Below are 20094 nucleotides of genomic sequence, written 5' to 3'. Positions count from 1 at the left end.
TCGATCAATATAACGTTTTTCCAGTACCTGATGTAATACCAACGTTAAAAATGGCTTAGCCATTTTTAGGGAACCATCAATCTACTTTGGGGTTCTGAGTTAATAGATAAGTAATAAGGATGAAATGTAGGATGCCGTTAGTGCAACGTAACGCATCTATTACGCAGCAATGATGGGTTACGCGATCGCTAACCCATCCTACGTTTAATTACCTAATGCCAACGAGCAAGCGCAGAAATTATATGAAAAGTTTTAGGTTTCCAACGGTCAAGAAAAATTTGCCGCAGCTATGTTTAGGATTTGGGGCGGCGGCGATCACGCAACTATCGCTATTTGCCAATCCGAGTTTTGCCAATCCTCGTCAAATTACTTTTAGCGTTTATCCCTCCGATTCAGGCGCAGCATTCCCCATCTGCCCCAGCGAATTTAGCCTCACCGAAACCCCACGGCCCTATTACGAAGGTGGCTATACCATCGATGGATCAGCCTCGCTGGGCTGGTTTGCGAAACAATTTAAGATTGAAACTAGCGATCGCTTTAGTGTGACTTGGGCAGCTAAGCTCCAGACTAAGTATCACAACTGCATTGCCACAGCCAAGATCACCAAAATCAATGCTGAACCATTTCGGGAGCATTCCTATTTACGAGCACGCTTTATGGACGGCAAGGTCTATCTGATTTTGGATATGACGGGGATGCGTGATGCCAATTCCCTAACAGCAGTAATTTTGAAAAAAGATGTTAAAAACGGCAATCCCATCTGGACTTGGGGCGGTACAGACTGATCAGAGAATTAGAAATTTGATCAGAAATAGGATTAGAAATTTGCCTAAGGCAAATTTCTAATCCTATAGCCCCGCTACCGCACGTTCGAGATTTGCCCGCGCTTGGTTATAACCAATAATTGCTTGCACACGGTTAACATCGGCACGGGTGAAGTCGGACTCAGCCGTAAGTACCTCAAGCTGTGTACCCACACCTGCATCCAGACGCAAACGTGCTAAGCGCAGGGCTTCTTCAGCCTGTTTGACAGCTTTTGTGGCGGTGTCAATTTGTTGGAAGCGCGATCGCTGGTTGATATATGCCGACTCCACATCAAAACGGGCTTGACGGGCTGCCTGCTCAAATTTACTTTCGGCAGTAGCTTGATCAGCTTTAAATTGGTCAACTTGGGCAGCCGTTTTGCCACCATCATAAAGATTCCAGTTTAAGGTTGCGCCGATCTGATAGCCAGTACCAAGCCCTCCACCAGCCGTAAATTCGGAAGCCGTATTGAAGTTAGCAAATACACCGACCTGCGGACCTAATTTGGCTAGGGCAGCATTGGCATTACTCCGAGCCACCTCTCTTTGTAATTTCTGGGTATCTAGTTCAGCACGATTTCTTACTGCGAGTAGGATCGATTCTTCTAAAGGCATCTTCCACTCAGCTACGGGGGCGATTTTATCCGCAGCCGTAATTTCTACCGTAGGTGGGTAGTTAAGCTGACGCGCTAGCTCCCGTCTTGCCACTAGTTGAGATGCTTCAGCATTAAGCAAATCCTGCTTAGCATTCGCAAGGGATACTTCCGATTGGAGGACATCAAATTTTGTACCTACACCTGCACGTTCTCTGGCTTGAGTATCTTTTAAGCTTTTTTCAGCATTTTTAACAGCTTGACGCTGAATGCGGATCGTTTCATCGGCATTTTGGAGGTTGTAGTATGCCGTAACAATATTGAGGCGCACTGTTTGTCGAGCTTGATTAAGGTTTGACTCGGCAATGCGGAGGTTATTCTCGGCGGCGGCGATCGTCGCGTCATTTACACCAGAGTCAAATAGAGTGTAGTTAATTCCCACTGTACCCGTGAGGGGATTACTGATGGTATTACGTGGTGGTAATGGAGCTGGTAAGGGATTATTGATATTACTCAGCCGAGTTTGTGCCGAATCGTTATAACTATATTGAACTGTTCCTGATACTGTTGGCGATCGCCCTGCTTCAGCACCTTGTAATGCTGCGCGAGCCTTATCTACAGCAATTCTGGCTTGAATCCAATCCGAGTTAGTCTTTTCTGCTAAATCAAGGACTTCTTCGAGGGTAACGGGCTTAGTGATTTCTAGCTTGACTTGACTAGGCGTAGTGGGAACAACTAACGTTTGCTCTGGGTCTAGTTGTCCGGGGGTAGATACGGATGCACTAGGCAAAACTCTTGCAGGTTCTGTGGAACTGATGAGTTGAGGCTGCGATCGCTTAATATCTTCTACCACTGTTGGGGTGATGGGAGATTTGGTAGTCTCTGGGGTAGTGGCTTCAGAAGCGGCAGCCACTTTTACTTGTAATGGTGTAAATTCTTGAGCATTGGCTGTCCAAGCTGGAATCAGAAGCGATAAACTCGCACCAAGCGTCAACCAACTGGAAGAAATTCGCATAATCTTAGTTTACAACTCCTCAGATTTAAACAGCAGCCAAAATAACTTACTTAGGGCATATTCTGATAGTGCATGGATCACAATCATCATCCAATTGGGTTAAAGATCTGAAAGTATGCCCTTAATGTATTAGAAATTGTTAGAGATTGTAGTATAAGACCAGATATGCAGAATTGGTTAATGAATTTCCACTAAATTTTTAAATAAAAACTGTGGCGCACGCGAAGCGTGCGCCACAGTTTTTTGTTCAACTCTCGCTTCGTGTTGCTCCTGACAGTTGAGCGATATATTTAGGCGATATATTTAAATGTAATACAGCGCTTTTCAATCTTTTTTCCGCCTTCGGCGGAAAAAAGATTGAAAAGCGCTGTATAGCCAAAAAATTTATAGACTGCCCATACAATGAAAATTCTTACATCGGAAACTGCGACCCAATTTTGGCGAGGAGATGCCCTTGCGATCGCTGTTTTTGCAAAACCCAAAGATCCTAATGAGAAAACTGCTCAAGCAGAGGGGCAAGTAGTTAAAACCTTAGAACTATCCGAAACACTCAAACAGTTAGACATAAAGGTTTTAGCTTGTACCTTAACTGATTTGATTGCAGAGGGAGAGTTTACGGGAGAAAGTGGGACATCGGTTAGCGGTCGTGTAGGCATTGACTATGCGGTGCGTAAGGTAATTTTGATCGGCTTAGGTGATCCTGCGAAGGCAAATGCGGATGAATGGCGCAAAGCTGCTGCTACAGCCGTCAAATGGGCAAATAAGGAAAAAGCCCCCAGTTTAGCGATCGCTTTTCCTGAATATAACCAAGATGTCAGTGCGACAACTCAGGCGATCGCCGAAGGATTGTTACTGGCGGCGCACCAAGATAAGCGCTTTAAGTCCAAAAACAATCAACCTTGGCGCGTCGAACAGGTGGAGATTGTGGAAACGAAACCTGAAATCGCCGATCCTGCGATCGCCAAAGCACAGCAGATCGTTGATGGTGTAATATTGGCGCGGGAACTCGTATCGGCTCCTGCCAATATCGTGACCCCAATTACATTGGCGGAAACTGCCGTAGCGATCGCCTCTGAATCCGAGCATTTCACTGCCAAAATCCTCGAACAAGCTGAATGTGAAGCTCTGGGCATGGGCGCATTTCTCGGTGTGGCTAGAGCTTCGGATATTCCGCCCAAATTTATTCACCTCACCTACAGCAACGGTACACCGAAGCGCAAATTAGCGATCGTCGGTAAGGGCTTAACCTTTGACTCTGGTGGTTTGAATCTGAAAACGGGCATCGGTAGCAGCATTGAACTGATGAAAACCGATATGGGAGGTTCCGCCGCCGCATTAGGTGCAGCGAAAGTGATAGCCCATCTGCAACCCACCGATATCGAAGTCCATTTCATCGTCGCTACTTGCGAAAATATGGTCAATGGTAGCGCCATGCGTCCGGGGGATATCCTCACAGCTTCCAATGGCAAAACCATCGAGGTGAATAATACCGATGCGGAAGGTCGCTTGACCCTTGCCGATGCGCTGGTCTATGCCGATAAGTTAGGTGTTGATGCGATCGTCGATCTTGCCACACTCACAGGTGCTTGTGTGGTTGCCCTTGGGGAAGACATTGCAGGTATGTGGTCGATTGATGATGACTTTGCCGAGGCGATCGCTAAAGCTGCTAAGGATGCAGGTGAGAAGTTCTGGAGGATGCCCCTCGAAAATCCCTACTTCGATCAGTTGAAGTCGGTGGTGGCAGATTTCAAAAATACAGGTTCTCGCGCAGGTGGTGCGATTACGGGTGCTTTGTTCTTGAAGCAATTTGTGGAAAAGACTAAGGCATGGGCGCACCTTGATGTGGCGGGGCCAGTCTGGACTGAACGTGAGTCGGGTTATAACAATGCTGGTGGTACTGGTTTTGCAGTCCGCACTTTGGTGAATTTAATTATCAATTAATTGATTTGGTGAGGGCTTTGCCCACACCGAATCTAAAGCACAGCAAAGATTTTTTGTGGCGCGGCTTCGCCGCGCCACAAAAAATCTAGTTCTTTATTAAGTCGCAGAACTATTAAGTAAAAATTAGATTAAGTAAAAATAAAAAAAGGCTTGCTTAGCAAGCCTTTTTTGTTTAATTAGTGAATAATGTAGCAATCCAAAATCTAGGTCACAAGGCGATGAGCGATGATTCTAAGCTGACATCAGCAAATATTTCTCCAGAGAATGAGGATTTATTGCAAGAGCTTTCGATGACTCTAGATATGTACGAAGGTGAGTTTAAGCTCCTACTGGCGCGATGCAACTATCAGGATTTGCGCGATCGCCTAATTACTCGCCTCAAGGAAATTCATCCCCAACCGATTTATGAAATAAAGTTGCCGCGATCGCAAAAGGATTTATATAACTACATCATTGCTCAGGTGCGATCGGAGACTCCCAAAGTATTGACGATCATGGGGCTAGATGAACTAGAGGATTTGCACGCCGCACTTTTAGACATTAATCTCAATCGTGAGATGTTTCGCAATCATTGTCCCTATCCAATTGTCTGGTGGATTTCTGATAGTACCCATAAGCGGATTATTCGGACTGCACCAGACTTTGAGAGTTGGACGACAACACTGGAGTTTCCTATTGATACCGATGAGTTACTAACTTCTCTACATGATGGTAGTGAGGCTCTATTTAGTCACGTACTTGCGCCTAGTGAGATTCCTTTTTTCAAAAAGTTAGGACAAATTCATCAGCTCGGTTCGATTCAATGTGCGGAATTAGAAACGGCTCTTAAAGAAATTAGCGATCGCGGATTAAATCTTGAGCCAAGACTGCAAGCAAATCTTAACTTTATTCGCGGGTTAGACACACTGCCGCCTAATAATTCACCCGCTAAGGCTCTGGAATATTTGCAAGCGAGTTTTAACTATTGGCAAGAAGTTAAAGATATTGAGCGCTGTGGTCTATTAATCAATCAAATTGGTCAAGTAAATTACACAATTGCTGATGCTGAAAAATATCGTACTCCAAATTGGGAATTGGCGAGAGCAGGCTTTCAATCTGCCATTGAATTTTTTGAAAAGATAAACCGTTCCGATTTTGTAGCCAATATCATTATTCGCCTTTTCGTTACTGCCTATCGTATGTCTGATTGGGATGCTGTTGAGGCAATTGTCCAAAAAGCATTACCTTTACATCAAGAGTTTCACGAACCTTATCATCTCTCATTAGACTATCGATATTTAGCGGAGGTCGCACTTCAAAAACAAGAATGGAGAACTGCCAGAAATTACGGAAAAATGGCACTGTCTTTTTTGGATCAAGCTCCTCAAGATTATCAAAAATGGCGCAATTTATATCTATTTACTATTGCTCAAGCAGAAATCCAACTCAACCATAATCAAGAGGGATTAAAACTACTTCTGGAAGCAAAGGAGTTAGGAGATACTGGACATCCACATGTTTATATCCAGCTTTTAAATGAATTGCGATCGCTTTACACAAAACAAAAGCAATATCTCGAAGCCTATGTCACGAAGCAGGAACAGTATGCTGTTGAGCAGCAATATGGATATCGGGCGTTTATCGGTGCGGGGCGATTGCAGGGTAAGAAGTCGGTTGGTAAATCGCAAACCGATGTGGCGACAGAAATCGAGGCTTCGGGACGGAAGCATGATCTCGATGAGTTGATTACGCGCATTGCTAAGCCTAGTTATAAGCTGATTGTGCTTTATGGCAAGTCAGGTGTGGGTAAGAGTTCGCTGGTAAATGCGGGATTGATTCCACAGTTGCAGCATACATCGTTTGAGGGTAGGGATGTTTGTGCGATCGCCTTGCGGGTATATACGAATTGGGAAGAGGAGTTGGAGAAGGCTTTAAAGACCCGCACCCCCCAACCCTCTCTCCCATTGGAAAAAGCCCTCACCCCCCAGCCCCCTCTCCCAATGGGAGAGGGGGAGTCGGATTCTCTCTTGCTCCCCTCGCCTTCTGGGAGAGAGGCTGGGGGCTTAGGCTCAGCTCAGACGAACGGTGAGGGCATCATCTCAAAACTGCGGGAAAAAGAATCACAAAACCTACGAATAGTTTTGATTTTCGATCAGTTTGAGGAGTTCTTTTTTGTTTATTACAATCAACCGACTGAGCGGCGGCGCTTTTTTGAATTTATTGGAAGTTTGCTAAATGATTCGCAAAATCTATCTTCGTTGAAGGTGGTTTTGTCGTTGCGGGAGGACTATCTGCATTATTTATTGGAATGTAATCAGATTGAGAGCATGGCAGCGATCGACCAAGACATTCTCAGTAAGAATGTGCTGTATCGGGTAGGAAATCTCAAGGTAGAGGCGGCTAAGGCTTTGATTCAAACACTTACGGAGAAGTCACGTTTTTATTTGGAGCCTGAGTTGATTGGGGCGATCGCAGATGATCTCAAGGATGAGCTAGGTGAGGTGCGTCCAATTGAGCTTCAGGTGATCGGGGCGCAGTTGCAACAGGAGGGAATTAAGACTCTTGCTAACTATCGCCTGTTGGGTGCGAATCCAAAGGCGATCTTGGTAGAGCGTTATTTGAATGATGTGATTGTGGATTGTGGGGAAGAGAATGAGCGCTTGGCGAAGTTTTTGCTGTTTATGATGACGGATGAGCGCGGAACTCGTCCGTTAAAGACTCGCGTGGAGTTAGAGAAGGATTTGCATGATTTGCTGACGGAGATGCAAGGGGATACTTCAGCGTTGGATTTGGTGTTGGAGATTTTTGTGCGATCGGGTTTGGTGGTGTTAATCCCTGAGTCACCTTTGGATAGGTATCAGTTAGTGCATGACTATCTTGCGGAATTTATCCGTGCGTCGCAAGCGCCTGAGATGGCGAAGTTGCAGCAGGAGTTGGCAGAGACTAGGGAGACTTTGAGGGAAACTGTGGATCGGTTGAGTGTGGCGGTGAAGGAGGAAGAGGCGGCGAAGTTTAAGGCTAGGGGACGGAGTCGGCTGGCTTTTGGGGTGGGGATTGTGGCGAGTGTGATGGCAGTTGGCGCAGTACTGACGGGATTCTTTGCTTGGAAAAGTAGTGTTGATGCACAATTTGTTTCTGATAGTTACAAGATGATATCTCTGGTGAATAATGGGCTGCAACTTGAGGCTCTCATTGAGGCGGTAGATACAGCAGATCGGTTGCAAAAAAGTCAGATCGTCTCCTCTGATGTCAAAATGCGTGTCGCTGCCTCAATGCAAGAAGTTATCTATGCGACGCAAGAAAAGAATCGATTGATTGGGCATAGTAGTTATGTCTATAGTGTTGCCTTTTCTCCCGATGGTAAGCAACTAGCTACTGCTAGCGAGGACAATACTGTAAAGCTATGGAGCATTGATGGGAAAGAAATCCAAACCCTCAAGGGGTATAGCAGCCGTGTCTATAGTGTTGTATTCTCTCCCGACGGCAAGCAACTTGCCACTGCTAGCGAGGATACTACTGTAAAACTATGGAGCATTGATGGCAAGGAAATTCAAACTTTCAAAGGGCATAGTGATGGCATCAATAGCGTTGTCTTCTCTCCCGATGGTAAGCAACTTGCCACTGCTAGCGAGGATAAGACTGTAAAACTATGGAGCATTGATGGGAAAGAAATCCAAACCCTCAAGGGGCATAACAGTCCTGTCCGTAGCGTTGTCTTCTCTCCCGATGGTAAGCAACTTGCCACTGCTAGCGAGGATACTACTGTAAAACTATGGAGCATTGATGGGAAAGAAATCCAAACCCTCAAGGGGCATAGCAGCCCTGTCTTTAGCGTTGTCTTCTCTCCCGATAGTAAGCAACTTGCCACTGCTAGCTATGATAAGACTGTAAAACTATGGAGCATTGATGGGAAAGAAATCCAAACCCTCAAGGGGCATAGCAGCCCTGTCTTTAGCGTTGTCTTCTCTCCCAATGGAAAGCAACTTGCCACTGCTAGCGAGGACAATACTGTAAAGCTATGGAGCATTGATGGCAAGGAACTTCAAACTCTCAAAGGGCATGGTAGTGGTGTCTCTAGTACCGCCTTCTCTCCTGATGGTAAGCAACTTGCCACTGCTAGTTATGATAATACTGTAAAGCTATGGAACGTTGATGGCAAAGAAATTCCAACTCTCAAGGGGCATAGCATTGGTTTCAATAGTGGTGTCAATAGCGTCGCCTTCTCTCCCGATGGTAAGCAACTTGCCACTGCTAGCTTTGACAAAACTGTAAAACTATGGAGCATTGATGGCAAGGAACTTCAAACTCTCAAAGGGCATGGTGATAATGTCAATAGCGTCGCTTTCTCTCCCGATGGTAAGCAACTTGCCACTGCTAGCTTTGACAAAACTGTAAAACTATGGAGCATTGATGGCAAGGAACTTCAAACTCTCAAAGGACATAATAGTATCGTCAATAGCGTCGCTTTCTCTCCCGATGGTAAGCAACTTGCCACTGCTAGCTTTGACAAAACTGTAAAACTATGGAGCATTGATGGCAAGGAACTTCAAACTCTCAAAGGACATAATAGTATCGTCAATAGCGTCGCTTTCTCTCCCGATGGTAAGCAACTTGCTACTGCTAGCTTTGACAATACTGTAAAACTATGGAGCATTGATGGCAAGGAACTTCAAACTCTCAAAGGACATAATAGTATCGTCAATAGCGTCGCTTTCTCTCCCGATGGTAAGCAACTTGCTACTGCTAGCAATGACAAAACTGTAAAACTATGGAGCATTGATGGCAAGGAACTCCAAACGCTCAAGGGTCATGGTAGTGGTGTCTATAGCGTCGTTTTTTCTCCTGACAGTAAGTATTTAGCGACTTCTAGCGGAGATAATACCGTAAAGCTATGGAATATTGATGGCAAGGAACTCCAAACGCTCAAGGGGCATAGTGGTGGTGTGAATAGCGTCACCTTCTCTCCCGATGGTAAGCAACTTGCTACTGCTAGCGAGGATAATACTGTAAAGCTATGGAGTATTGATATTGATAGATTGAAGGGACTAGCTTGTAATTGGCTCCAAGAATATATCATCAATCAACCAGATCTAAAGCAAAAGCTAGCAACTTGCCGCGATCCCCAAACTCTCAAAGCTGCGACTCCTGCCCTAGTTGCTGAAGCCAGAACTAAAGGGATGAATGGTCAACCTGAAGTTGCTCTGTCATTATTTCAAGAATCTAAGAAGCTTGATAATAGTCTTGATTTCAATCCCGAACTAGAAGTTGCACCTTACTTTATTACCAAAGGGAAGAAGTTAGCGCAAAAGGGGGAAATCAAAGATGCTGTAGTTGCCTATAAACAAGCCCTGAAAAATGCTCCCATCCTCAAAATTTCAGCCGATTCATGGCTTACCCTTTGCTGGTATGGAGCTATATACAACTCTGCAAGTCAAGTAATATTTGCTTGCGATAACGCCATTAATCTTGAGCCAAACAATCTCAATATTCTTCGCAGTAGAGCCATAGCTAGAACAATTACCAACAATAAAAAAGGTGCGATTGAAGATTTAAGAAAATATATATATCAACAGCAAAGTGACCAACCTAAATCTTTCTTATTACTTTCTAAAATCTTCAAAAATGGAGACGAGCAAGTTTGGTTAGATGCTCTACAACAAGGCAAAAATCCATTTACTCCCGAAAAATTATCAGAATGGAGAAAGCAGGCGAAAGAACAATTAGAACAGGAAAACAAATCTGGATAGATGTATGTAAATGCCCAGATCCCCGACTTTTTTTTCGCCATCAAAAGTGACTTTCAGGTTCACCAAAAAAGTCGGAGATCTTCATCTCTACCAACAAGATTCAGTATCGCGATCAGCAGCATAGCTAAGAATAGCTAAGACAAGCAAAAATATCTTCTTGAGTAAGGTAAGGAAAATCTTCAAGAACCTCCTGATAGGTCATACCAGACGCAAGATAGGACAAAACATCATAAACAGTAATTCGCATTCCTCTAATACAAGGCTTGCCACTACGTTTACCAGATTCAATAGTAATGCGATCGCGATAATTCATTGATTTTAAATCGCAACTTCTGCTGATACAGAATTTTAGCTACTTGTATATTAACCTAAGCTCGATATTTTTGTAGCGATCGCTGCTCAATATCCATAAAAAAGCGATCGCTCTATTTCATTGGAGTTTAGACTATCATAAGCTCATATCAGCCTAGCTTCTTGGAAACATAGCAATGAGTCACAAAGCGATCGAGTTACCAGCATCCTGTTACTTCTCAGACTATTTCAAACTCAACTATTACCCCAAAGACCTTTTGGCATACTTTGGTTATAAATGGCAGGTTGCTAAGCTCACCTTACCTAAAACCTCACAAATAATTACTTCTCTAACTGATTTGCAACATCGGATAGAACGTAACTTACTGAGAATTGCCTTTGATAGTGAACTAGCTAGACGCGAATTTTTGATTGCTCCAGTCCTCATGGAAGTTATGGATTACATTGATACACAGCTATTTGTGTCCTATCCATTAATGGTTACTGAACAGTTAAAAGGCTCTCTAGACTACTACCTAGAAGCATCTCAACAATTATTGATTATCGAAGCAAAGGATGAGAACCTTGAGCGGGGATTTAAGCAGCTAGCAGTAGAACTAATTGCTGTGGATAAAGCAGAAGTCAGTGATTGCTCTACACTTTATGGGATTGTCTCAATCGGCAAAATCTGGCAATTTGCAAAATTAGATCGTCAATCTAAGCAGATGACTCAAGATGTCAGTTTGTATCGAGTACCTGAAGATCTCGCTGATTTAGTAACAAGCTTGATTGGAATTTTAGAGGAAAAAGAAATATAAAACGAAATCTTGTGTCAAGCCAAAGAGAATGAAGAGTTAGGAAAAGTTTTGCAATGATAGATGCTCAGCGATCGCCAAACTTTGCTTACTAAATGAGAGGCTAATAAGCGATCACGAACTTATGCTAGATGCAGATATATAAAATATGATCAAATTAAATAATTAGGTCAGGACAAGCAACCTAATAAATGCTCAGATCTCTGACTTTTTCTTTACCATCAAAAGTGGGTTTCAAGTCCACAAAAAAAGTCGGGGATCTTAATCTCTGAACTTCAGTTTGCGAGCTAATCTCTCTCATTTAATACTTGACTTTTCCCATTAAGTAACGCGAGTTCGGGATAATTTGAAACGGGCTTGAGAGAGGGAGTGCTACGCAAACTCTCTCTCTCAAGCCCCAAAACTAAAAGCCTTGCTACGCAAGGCTTTTAGTTTTGGGGCTTTAAAGTTTGCCAGCTTACTTCGATTCAGTGAAGTCAGCGTCAATCACATTGTCATCGCCACTTGCCGCATCACGGGTTCCATCTTCAGGAGCCGCACCAGTTGGAGCTTCCGCACCACCTTGTTGATAGACAGAAGAGCTAAGAGCATAGAGCGCTTGCTTCAACTCTTCAGCCTGAGCAGAGATCGCTTCGTGATCGTCTTTAGCAATTGATTCGCGGAGAGTCTTGACCAAACCTTCGATCTTAGTCTTGTCAGCATCAGGAACCTTATCGCCAAGATCCTTGATTTGCTTCTCAGCTTGGTAGGCAAGGGAGTCAGCTTGATTCTTCGCTTCAATGCGATCGCGCTTCTCTTTATCAGCCGCAGAGTTACGCTCAGCTTCGTTGACCATACGTTCCACTTCATCCTTAGGTAAGGTGGAAGCACCAGAGATCGAGATGGTTTGCACCTTACCAGTTCCCTTGTCCTTCGCAGTTACGGAGAGCAGACCGTTAGCATCGATATCGAAGGTAACTTCGATTTGAGGTACGCCACGAGGAGCGGGAGGAATACCATCAAGACGGAAGGTTCCGAGACTCTTGTTGTCGTTAGCCATTTCACGCTCACCTTGGAGAACGTGAATTTCTACATTGCTTTGTCCATCAACCGCAGTGGAGAATACTTCGGACTTCTTGGTAGGAACAGTGGTATTTCTAGGAATAATCTTGGTCATTACGCCGCCCAAGGTTTCGACACCGAGGGAGAGAGGAGTAACGTCGAGCAAGAGAATGTCCTTAACTTCACCAGCAAGTACACCCGCTTGAACTGCTGCACCGATCGCCACAACTTCATCGGGGTTAACGCTTTGGTTAGGGTCTTTGCCAAGAATCTTCTTAACAACTTCTTGTACCGCAGGAATACGGGTGGAACCACCAACGAGAACTACTTCATCAATCTTCGACTTGTCGATCTTGGCATCACGGATCGCTTGCTCAACGGGAATGCGGCAGCGATCGATCAGATCAGAGCAAAGCTCTTCAAACTTGGCGCGAGTCAAGGTGGTATCTAAGTGCTTAGGACCATCTTGAGTTGCGGTGATGAAAGGCAAGTTGATTTCAGTTTGAGTAACGCTCGAAAGCTCAATCTTTGCCTTTTCCGCAGCTTCAGTCAAACGCTGTAAAGCTTGCTTGTCCTTGCGGAGGTCAATGCCTTCGGCGGATTGGAACTGATTGGCGAGGAAGTCTACGATCTTCTTGTCGAAGTCATCACCACCGAGGTGAGTGTCGCCACTGGTGGACATTACTTCAAATACACCGTCACCAACTTCGAGGATCGATACGTCGAATGTACCGCCACCAAGGTCAAATACGAGGATGGTTTCGTTAGTTTTGCTATCCAAGCCGTAAGCCAATGCTGCGGCGGTTGGCTCGTTAATAATACGGAGAACTTCAACACCTGCAATCTTGCCAGCATCCTTAGTGGCTTGACGCTGAGAGTCGTTGAAATATGCAGGAACGGTGATAACGGCTTGGGTGACGGTTTCGCCTAAATATTTGCTAGCATCGTCAACTAGTTTGCGGAGTACTTGAGCCGAAATTTCTTCTGGTGCAAATTGCTTGCTAGCGGCAGGTGCGTCAATTTTGACGTTTTCGCCGACCTTCATTACTTTGTAAGCGACTTGCTTAGATTCGCCGCTAACTTCGTCATAACGTCTGCCGATAAAGCGCTTTACTGAATAAAAGGTGTTTTCAGTGTTCATGACGGCTTGGCGCTTAGCAATTTGTCCAACCAAGCGATCGCCATTCTTTGCGTAAGCAACTACCGAGGGTGTGGTACGGAAGCCTTCGGCGTTTGCAATCACCGTTGGCTTGCCCCCTTCCATGACGGCGACGACTGAGTTTGTCGTACCTAAGTCGATTCCAACTACTTTAGCCATAAGGCTTCCAACTCCTAATCTTTACTTCTTAAGTTAACTTTTGTGTTAATCCTTTAATCTCATACCAGATTAACTACTTTTCCCGATTAGCACATCAGGGGGACTCTACCTAATTCTGTAGGGTTTACCGTACTCTATAGCGCTTTGCGCTCAAGCCCAAACCCAGAAGTTTTGTGAAAGTGTTGCAAAGCAACACTTTCACAAAACTTCTGGTAGTTCATTTAATCTAATTAATAAGAAACCAGTTTTTTGATGGTGCGGCGAAGCCGCACCATCAAAAAACTGGTTTCTTATGTTACTGCGAAGCCCTTAACTTGTTTGCAAATTCTGCATTGCCCTTTGCGCGTAGTAGCGCATCTCTTCCGCCCTGCGCCATAGCTCCTGCCCAGTATGCAAATGGTGATCATCAAAATTTAGGGTGAAATAATTTAACTCTTCGATGCCGTCACTAATGGCATTGAGGCAATGATAAAGATAGCTGGCGATGCCTGCGGCGGAGGCAGGATTGGGAACTGCCCTAAAGAAAATCTGAGCTTTAGCATAGGAGCCGCGACATTCATCGATGTAGTCCTCAAAGTCTTCCATCAGTCCATCATCATAGGGATCATCGGCAAGCGCATCAATCTGTTCATCAAGACTGTCGATGATCCCTTCTAGGAGATCAAGAATTGGTTCATAGACTTGTTTGCACCAGCGATCGATTTTTTGATCTTCATTGAGATGGGTTTCGCGCTTGGTGGGCGATCGCTTAACTCCTTGAGAGCTACTATGCGGACTATGCTTAATCCCTAAACTGCGATCGTAATGGGCGCGAGCTTGAGGGTTGCTGAGGACTTCGTAGGCGAGATTGATCGAGGCAATATCATCATGATTGTCCAGATGGTGATTGCAATCGGGGTGAAATTCTTTGACTAGTCCACGATAAGCACTCTTGACCTCAGCAGGATTCGCGTTATAGCTAATTCGCAGAGTTTTGTAGTGATTTACCTGTTGGGTATTTGTGGTGCGATCGCTTGTCCTAGCCATATCCGTATGATCAAATCTATGTTTAAGCTAACTATTTATGTTTTCATGCCAAATTTTTAGAATCTCGATATAGAGTTTACCAGTCTAGCGAAGTACAGGTTTGTTTCCCCGCCGAAGGCGGGGAAACAAACCTGTACTTCGCTTTTCTAAGTAGCCAAAAACTTGTCTATTAAGCATTTTGTAGGGATATTTCATTAGCGTCAACCACTTGACAAGCAAAAACAAGGCTAATTTTAGTCTAGGCTCTCACTTCCAAATAATTGAGCCGCCTGCTACGCAGGCGGCTCAATTATTTGATTTCTAATATTGCTAAAGCGATCGCACTTCTGTTATTATGCTTTAGCGCTAAATTTGCTGGTGTAGCTCAGTTGGTAGAGCAACTGATTTGTAATCAGTAGGTCACGAGTTCGAGTCTCGTCCCCAGCTTAGGTTTCATAAAAAAGCACTGCGATGCAGTGCTTTTTTATGTGTCAATTAGGCAAAGATGCCACAGGCTTTTTGATAATACTGTTGGCGATCTTCTAAGCCGTTATCACCACCATTCACGCGCAAAGTTACCTGCTCTACGGTTGCGCCACTATCACATAGCGCATTCATCTGATTGTTGTCCCACCAAAAACCTGCACTCGTAAATGGATATTTAGCCGCAACATAGCTCACCCCATCCATGACTTTGGGATCAGCGATCGCATTGCTAAAAGCCTGATAATTAGCGCGTCCCGTTAGCTGAATTACACCAGCCCCTTTATACTTTGGCCCATCCCCAGCATTGACATTGCCCAAATCATCACGACCTTCATAATCAGAACCATCGGCAAGTTCTTCTGTATATTGCAAACCTCCCGATTCGTGGGCAATTTGACTAAGGAAATGCCGAAGTCTTGGGGCGGTAGTAATCTTGTAGCGAACTAAACAGGAATTCAGGTCTTGCAATTGGGGATCAGTGATTGTATTCCCAAACAGAGCTTCCGCTTGCTGCTTACTGACAATTTGAGCAGGAGTTAATCCATCCCAATGGGGAGGATATACATAATAAACTCCGCTATTTGCTGCCAATGTCACTTTCAGATGTCCATTATCCGCAGATTCAAATTTATCAAATCCATAGGTTTTACCTACGGGAACATCGATAGTTTCGTTAGGTTTTGTGAGTTCTGAGGAATTTACTGGACGTACTTTTAATTTGGTCGCAACCTTAGCCTTCATCGTTCCCATTGCATTTTCGCCTCAATGACTAGATGCAATAATTATCAACTTTTAGCCATATTTTTGTAAATCAAGCCGCATTATTCGTGATTTTTGGAAATATTTTGCAACTTTGACAAAACCAAAAAACAGAAGAGAGTTACGGCGCTTCGTGTCGCAACTCTCTTCTGTTTTTTGGTTTTGTCATAACATAACTGGCTACTGAATATATAGCAGTCCTAAATCATTTGTAGATTTTTAGGTTTGTGGAAGCGCACCCCAAAGGGGTGCGCTTCCACAAACCTTTTAGGATTGCTATATATGAATGCCTTATAATTAGGAGGCTATTTGGCAATTTTATAGATTGATTCAGGAATTTTGTAGTGGTTACTCGACAACAAATCGGGGTGATTGGTGGTGGTCAACTGGCTTGGATGATGGCGATCGCTGCCAAAAATCTAGGGCTACATCTCGCAGTACAGGCATCCAGCCCTGATGAATCGGCAGTACCTATAGCTGATCGCGTGATTTATGGCAAAGTTGCCGATGCAATCGCTACTGCTCAGCTTGCGGAACATTGTCAAGTAATCACCTTTGAGAATGAATTTGTTGATCTCGTCGCTTTACAGGAATTGCTAGATCATCAAGGCGATCGCCAATTATTGTTTTTACCAAAATTAGAAACCTTAGCAATTTCCGTTGATAAGCTGAACCAACGCCAACATTTTCGCGATCACCATATTCCCACACCTGAATTTTATAGTGTAGAAACAGAAACGGAACTTTTAGACGCAGCGACAAAACTAAATTATCCCTTAGTACTCAAAGCGAGAAGACATGGTTATGACGGCAAAGGTACTTGGGTAATTGCCAATGAAATAGAACTGCAATCTGCTTGGGAAAGTATGCACAAAGCCCCTGCGATCGCCGAAAAATTCATTCCCTTTGAAAGTGAACTGGCGGTCATAGCTGCTCGCTCGGAATCTGGCGCAATTTCTATTTATCCTGTAGTCGAAACTCTGCAAACCAATCAAGTTTGTCGCCGTACAGTTGCGCCTGCTCGGATTGCACCAAGCATTCGGGAACAGGTGGAAACTATCGCTACCCAAATTGTGACGACTCTGGATGCGATCGGCGTATTTGGGATCGAGTTCTTTTTAACCGCAACAGGCGAAATCAGTGTGAATGAAATCGCCCCCCGCACGCACAATTCAGGACATTACACGATTGAAGGCTGTCGTACTTCCCAATTTGAGCAGTTACTCCGTGTAGTTAGTGGAATGGATTTAGGCGATGTCGCCATGGTTGCGAACGTTGCGTTGATGGTCAATCTTTTAGGATATGAAAAGGCGACTTGGACAAGTTCAGAGAAATCTATTGAGAATTCTCGCTATGCAGAGAAGCTCAAGGTGATCGCCAATTTCCCAAATACTCACATTCATTGGTACAACAAAACTAGTTCTTCGGTTGGGCGCAAACTCGGTCATGTCACAATTTTGGCAGAGCGTCATGATCTTGCCATTGATCTTAGCGATCGCATTGAAAGCATCTGGTACGGTAATTAAAACCCCAAAGAGAGTTATGGCGCTACGCACCGCAACTCTCTTTGGAGTTTGGGTAGCGATATTTCTAATTTGAGGGATCAAGCCAAAATGCTGATATAGAAAGCATTTCAAATAAGCACTTTAGCTGATGAAAACCCTTTTCGCTTCGTGGGAACTTATAGATGCGTCTCAATTGTTTCATTGAACAAGAGTTAGCGGGAAATGGATTTACTGACGTTGCCATTACCCGCTATTTTTTTGTAAAACTGCTCCCTGCGGGAGCAGTTTTATAGCAATTCCCAAAAACGAGTTTACTGGGGTTTGAGGAGATGTAGTGTGGGCTTTGCCCGCACTACATCTCCTCAATGCGTAAGTCCTAATCATTAAGGGTTTTCAAAACTAAAAATGGCGTAGCCATTTTTAGTTTTGGGATTACGAAGTTTGGCTAGCGTGATAGGAACTCCGCACCAAGGCTCCCGATCGCACATGGGTAAATCCAATTTGCCGAGCGATCGCCCCTAATTGGTCAAACTCCTCAGGAGTCCAATATTTCTGGACAGGCAAATGCTCAAGGGATGGGCGCAGATACTGCCCAATGGTGAGGGAACTGCAACCCACTGCATATAAATCCTGCATTGCCTCGGTTAGCTCCTCCACCGTTTCCCCGTGTCCCACCATCAAGCCCGACTTGGTAACAATGCGGGGATCAAGTTCTTTGACTATTTGTAACACCGAGAGCGATCGCTCATATTTTGCACCACGTCGCACTTTACCCTGCAAACGTCGCACTGTCTCGATATTGTGGTTATAGCAAACAGGCTCAGCCGCAACCACCGTTTCGATGCAATGGCGATCGCCCCGAAAGTCGGGCGTTAATACTTCGATCTTCGCATTTGGGCGCGATCGGCGAATTGATTGCATGGCTTCTACAAAGCAACTAGCGCCCTGATCCGCTAAATCATCCCGTGCCACTGAAGTTAATACCACATAATCTAAATCTAATAATTCCACCGCTTCGGCAACCTTATTAGCTTCCTCAGGATCAAGGGGCATGGGCTGGTGTCCCTTATCAACTTGGCAAAAGCCACAGGCACGGGTACAGGTTGGTCCCATTAACAAAAAAGTTGCCGTCTTCTGGGAATAGCACTCCGCCCGATTGGGACAGCGACCCTCCTCACAAATGGTATGAATCCCGCGTTGTTTAATAATTTTCTGAACTTCGGAGATTTCGCTAGCATTACCAATTTTTGGGCGCAACCAACTGGGTAAACGTAACTCTTCTTTCGCGGGCATATGGTTTGAATTTTACAAAGTAGTCATAAATTTGGCAGAAAAAGTCAGATAAAACCTGATAAAGCCCTTTACAGATGTGACTCTATTGACTAGCATATTGCACTGACACATTTATCGTCAGTCCAGCACGAGGACTACTAGAGAATTTTGGAGGGATCGTGTTCGATCTATTAACCAATATTCTAATTTGGATTATTGCAATCCCAGTCTTTATTATTCTGTTTAGAGCCATTCCCAAAGATTGGTTTCGCATCTTTGGACTGGTGATATTTACAGCATTAGTTGTTATTATTTTCGCAAGTTTCAGATTTGTTGAAGATCCAGTTCCCAAAATTGTTGTTGAGTTTCTATCCTTCCCTTTTACATTAACTGGAATCATCTTACTATTACTATTTTTCAATTTTTGGTTAAGGCTAAAAGATTTAAAGATCAAAAGTGGTGACAAGGTTGATAACAAAGGCGCTGCGGATAAGGTCGCTATTGTCACAAAGGAAATATTAATCGTTCTAATTCTATTTGCAGTATCTACAAATAATGCGACATCAGAACTATTTACTTGTTACTTAGAGCAGCAAGGTGCTAATGCGATCGAACAGTCTTATCGTCGTCCAGTACGCAATTTATCAGAACAGGAACTCTTAGATTTTAGGCGGGGTGTTTACGATCTTATTGTTGTACTTGCTGAAAATCCTCCCTATGAACCACGTCTTCAAGAAGCAATCAGACTATGGAATGCGGCTAATCCACAACAAAAGCCCTATATTCTTCTGAGTGGTGGCAGACATACAACTCATCCTCCAACTAAAGGATATCCCTGCCTTACTGCGCCAGAATCTCCACCAATTCGGACAAAGGAAAATGTCAGAAATGAGATCGCTAGTCGCGCTGAAGTAACTAACATTGGGTTGCGTTACGATCCTCGTTATGAAGGCTATTTTACGAATCCTGCTAGTCCTAGTGACGCTCTTCCTCAAGTTGATTTAACTGAAGCTGATCGAATGTGTGCGGTCTTGACGAATTTACCCAATTTTTCAGGTATTCGTCCTTTTATTATTATTGAGCCATCGGGATTGACGATACGGAGTAGCGGTGATGAAATTGCTAAACTTATCAAAACCTTAGAAAAAAATAAATTATTACGAGAAGACCAGCGTAACAGTAGAAGGATGTTACTCATCACTTCTCCCATTGAAGCAACCCGAGCATTTTTATCTTTTAGGAATCAAGAGCTTAATGCTTCTCTAACTACTGCTGGATATCCTTCAGATAGTCATACAGATTTAGCCAAACAATGCCCTTGGCCGATTGGTAAACAGTTTCAGATCCAATATCGATATTTTCTGTTTAATGCCACATCTTTTGTGCGATCGGAACGCGCATGGACAGAACTCAAAGAACTAATTTTTTACACATTAAGATTCTGGCTACGCCCCCCCTTAACTGACGAGAGTCCTTACTATCCTAAGCCAGCAGTCGAAACCACTCCTGCCCCCAAATGAAACC

General features: G+C 44.1%; 12 protein-coding genes and 1 tRNA gene. 7 read left to right on the top strand and 6 right to left on the bottom strand.

The annotated features are described in order from the left end of the window. Positions 1 to 242: 242 nt before the first annotated feature. Positions 243 to 785: a hypothetical protein gene (locus tag HC246_RS14550; RefSeq protein ID WP_169364003.1), complete on the top strand. Its 543-nt coding sequence runs from the start codon at positions 243 to 245 to the stop codon at positions 783 to 785. 63 nt (positions 786 to 848) lie between these two features. On the opposite strand, the gene HC246_RS14545 is transcribed toward HC246_RS14550, so the two are convergent. Next, a complete protein-coding gene (locus HC246_RS14545) occupies positions 849 to 2411 on the bottom strand; it encodes a TolC family protein (RefSeq protein ID WP_169364002.1) in 1563 nt (520 codons plus the stop codon). A 402-nt stretch (positions 2412 to 2813) separates the two neighbouring features. Between HC246_RS14545 and HC246_RS14540 the strand changes: the two genes are divergently transcribed. Together HC246_RS14540 and HC246_RS14535 are read left to right on the top strand one after the other, a co-directional pair. Then, positions 2814 to 4352, top strand: coding sequence for a leucyl aminopeptidase (locus HC246_RS14540; RefSeq protein WP_169364001.1), 1539 nt, complete (start codon positions 2814 to 2816; stop codon positions 4350 to 4352). 218 nt (positions 4353 to 4570) lie between these two features. Beyond that, positions 4571 to 10078 (top strand): WD40 domain-containing protein, encoded by a 5508-nt coding sequence (locus HC246_RS14535; protein ID WP_169364000.1) that lies wholly within the window; start codon positions 4571 to 4573, stop codon positions 10076 to 10078. Positions 10079 to 10202: 124 nt separating this feature from the next. On the opposite strand, the gene HC246_RS14530 is transcribed toward HC246_RS14535, so the two are convergent. Further along, positions 10203 to 10391 carry a DUF433 domain-containing protein gene (locus HC246_RS14530; protein WP_169363999.1) on the bottom strand — a complete coding sequence of 63 codons (189 nt, stop codon included), beginning with the start codon at positions 10389 to 10391 and terminating at the stop codon, positions 10203 to 10205. Positions 10392 to 10566: 175 nt separating this feature from the next. Here HC246_RS14530 and HC246_RS14525 point away from each other — a divergent pair, with 175 nt between their 5' ends. Then, complete coding sequence (locus HC246_RS14525; RefSeq protein WP_169363998.1) at positions 10567 to 11187, top strand: hypothetical protein; 621 nt, start codon at positions 10567 to 10569, stop codon at positions 11185 to 11187. Positions 11188 to 11641: 454 nt separating this feature from the next. On the opposite strand, the gene dnaK is transcribed toward HC246_RS14525, so the two are convergent. Together dnaK and HC246_RS14515 are read right to left on the bottom strand one after the other, a co-directional pair. Then, positions 11642 to 13543 carry a molecular chaperone DnaK gene (gene dnaK / locus HC246_RS14520; protein ID WP_169363997.1) on the bottom strand — a complete coding sequence of 634 codons (1902 nt, stop codon included), beginning with the start codon at positions 13541 to 13543 and terminating at the stop codon, positions 11642 to 11644. Between the two features lie 309 nt (positions 13544 to 13852). Beyond that, complete coding sequence (locus HC246_RS14515) at positions 13853 to 14569, bottom strand: J domain-containing protein (RefSeq protein WP_169363996.1); 717 nt, start codon at positions 14567 to 14569, stop codon at positions 13853 to 13855. A gap of 353 nt (positions 14570 to 14922) precedes the next feature. Between HC246_RS14515 and HC246_RS14510 the strand changes: the two genes are divergently transcribed. Next, a tRNA-Thr gene (locus tag HC246_RS14510) sits at positions 14923 to 14995 on the top strand. Between the two features lie 48 nt (positions 14996 to 15043). On the opposite strand, the gene HC246_RS25540 is transcribed toward HC246_RS14510, so the two are convergent. Beyond that, positions 15044 to 15784 (bottom strand): glycoside hydrolase family 19 protein, encoded by a 741-nt coding sequence (locus HC246_RS25540; protein WP_211167714.1) that lies wholly within the window; start codon positions 15782 to 15784, stop codon positions 15044 to 15046. Positions 15785 to 16137: 353 nt separating this feature from the next. Between HC246_RS25540 and HC246_RS14500 the strand changes: the two genes are divergently transcribed. After that, the gene (locus HC246_RS14500; RefSeq protein WP_169363995.1) at positions 16138 to 17319 is read left to right on the top strand and encodes a 5-(carboxyamino)imidazole ribonucleotide synthase; all 1182 of its coding nucleotides are present in this window, start codon (positions 16138 to 16140) and stop codon (positions 17317 to 17319) included. A gap of 411 nt (positions 17320 to 17730) precedes the next feature. Here HC246_RS14500 and lipA read toward each other — a convergent pair whose 3' ends face one another. Continuing rightward, positions 17731 to 18591, bottom strand: a complete 861-nt coding sequence (gene lipA / locus HC246_RS14495; RefSeq protein ID WP_169363994.1) for a lipoyl synthase — start codon at positions 18589 to 18591, stop codon at positions 17731 to 17733. Between the two features lie 158 nt (positions 18592 to 18749). Here lipA and HC246_RS14490 point away from each other — a divergent pair, with 158 nt between their 5' ends. After that, the gene (locus tag HC246_RS14490; RefSeq protein ID WP_169363993.1) at positions 18750 to 20090 is read left to right on the top strand and encodes a YdcF family protein; all 1341 of its coding nucleotides are present in this window, start codon (positions 18750 to 18752) and stop codon (positions 20088 to 20090) included. The last annotated feature ends 4 nt before the right edge of the window (positions 20091 to 20094 follow it).

It is taken from the genome of Pseudanabaena yagii GIHE-NHR1, from assembly GCF_012863495.1.
GTDB lineage: Bacteria > Cyanobacteriota > Cyanobacteriia > Pseudanabaenales > Pseudanabaenaceae > Pseudanabaena > Pseudanabaena yagii.
This window is presented reverse-complemented; position numbering and strand designations above follow the sequence as displayed.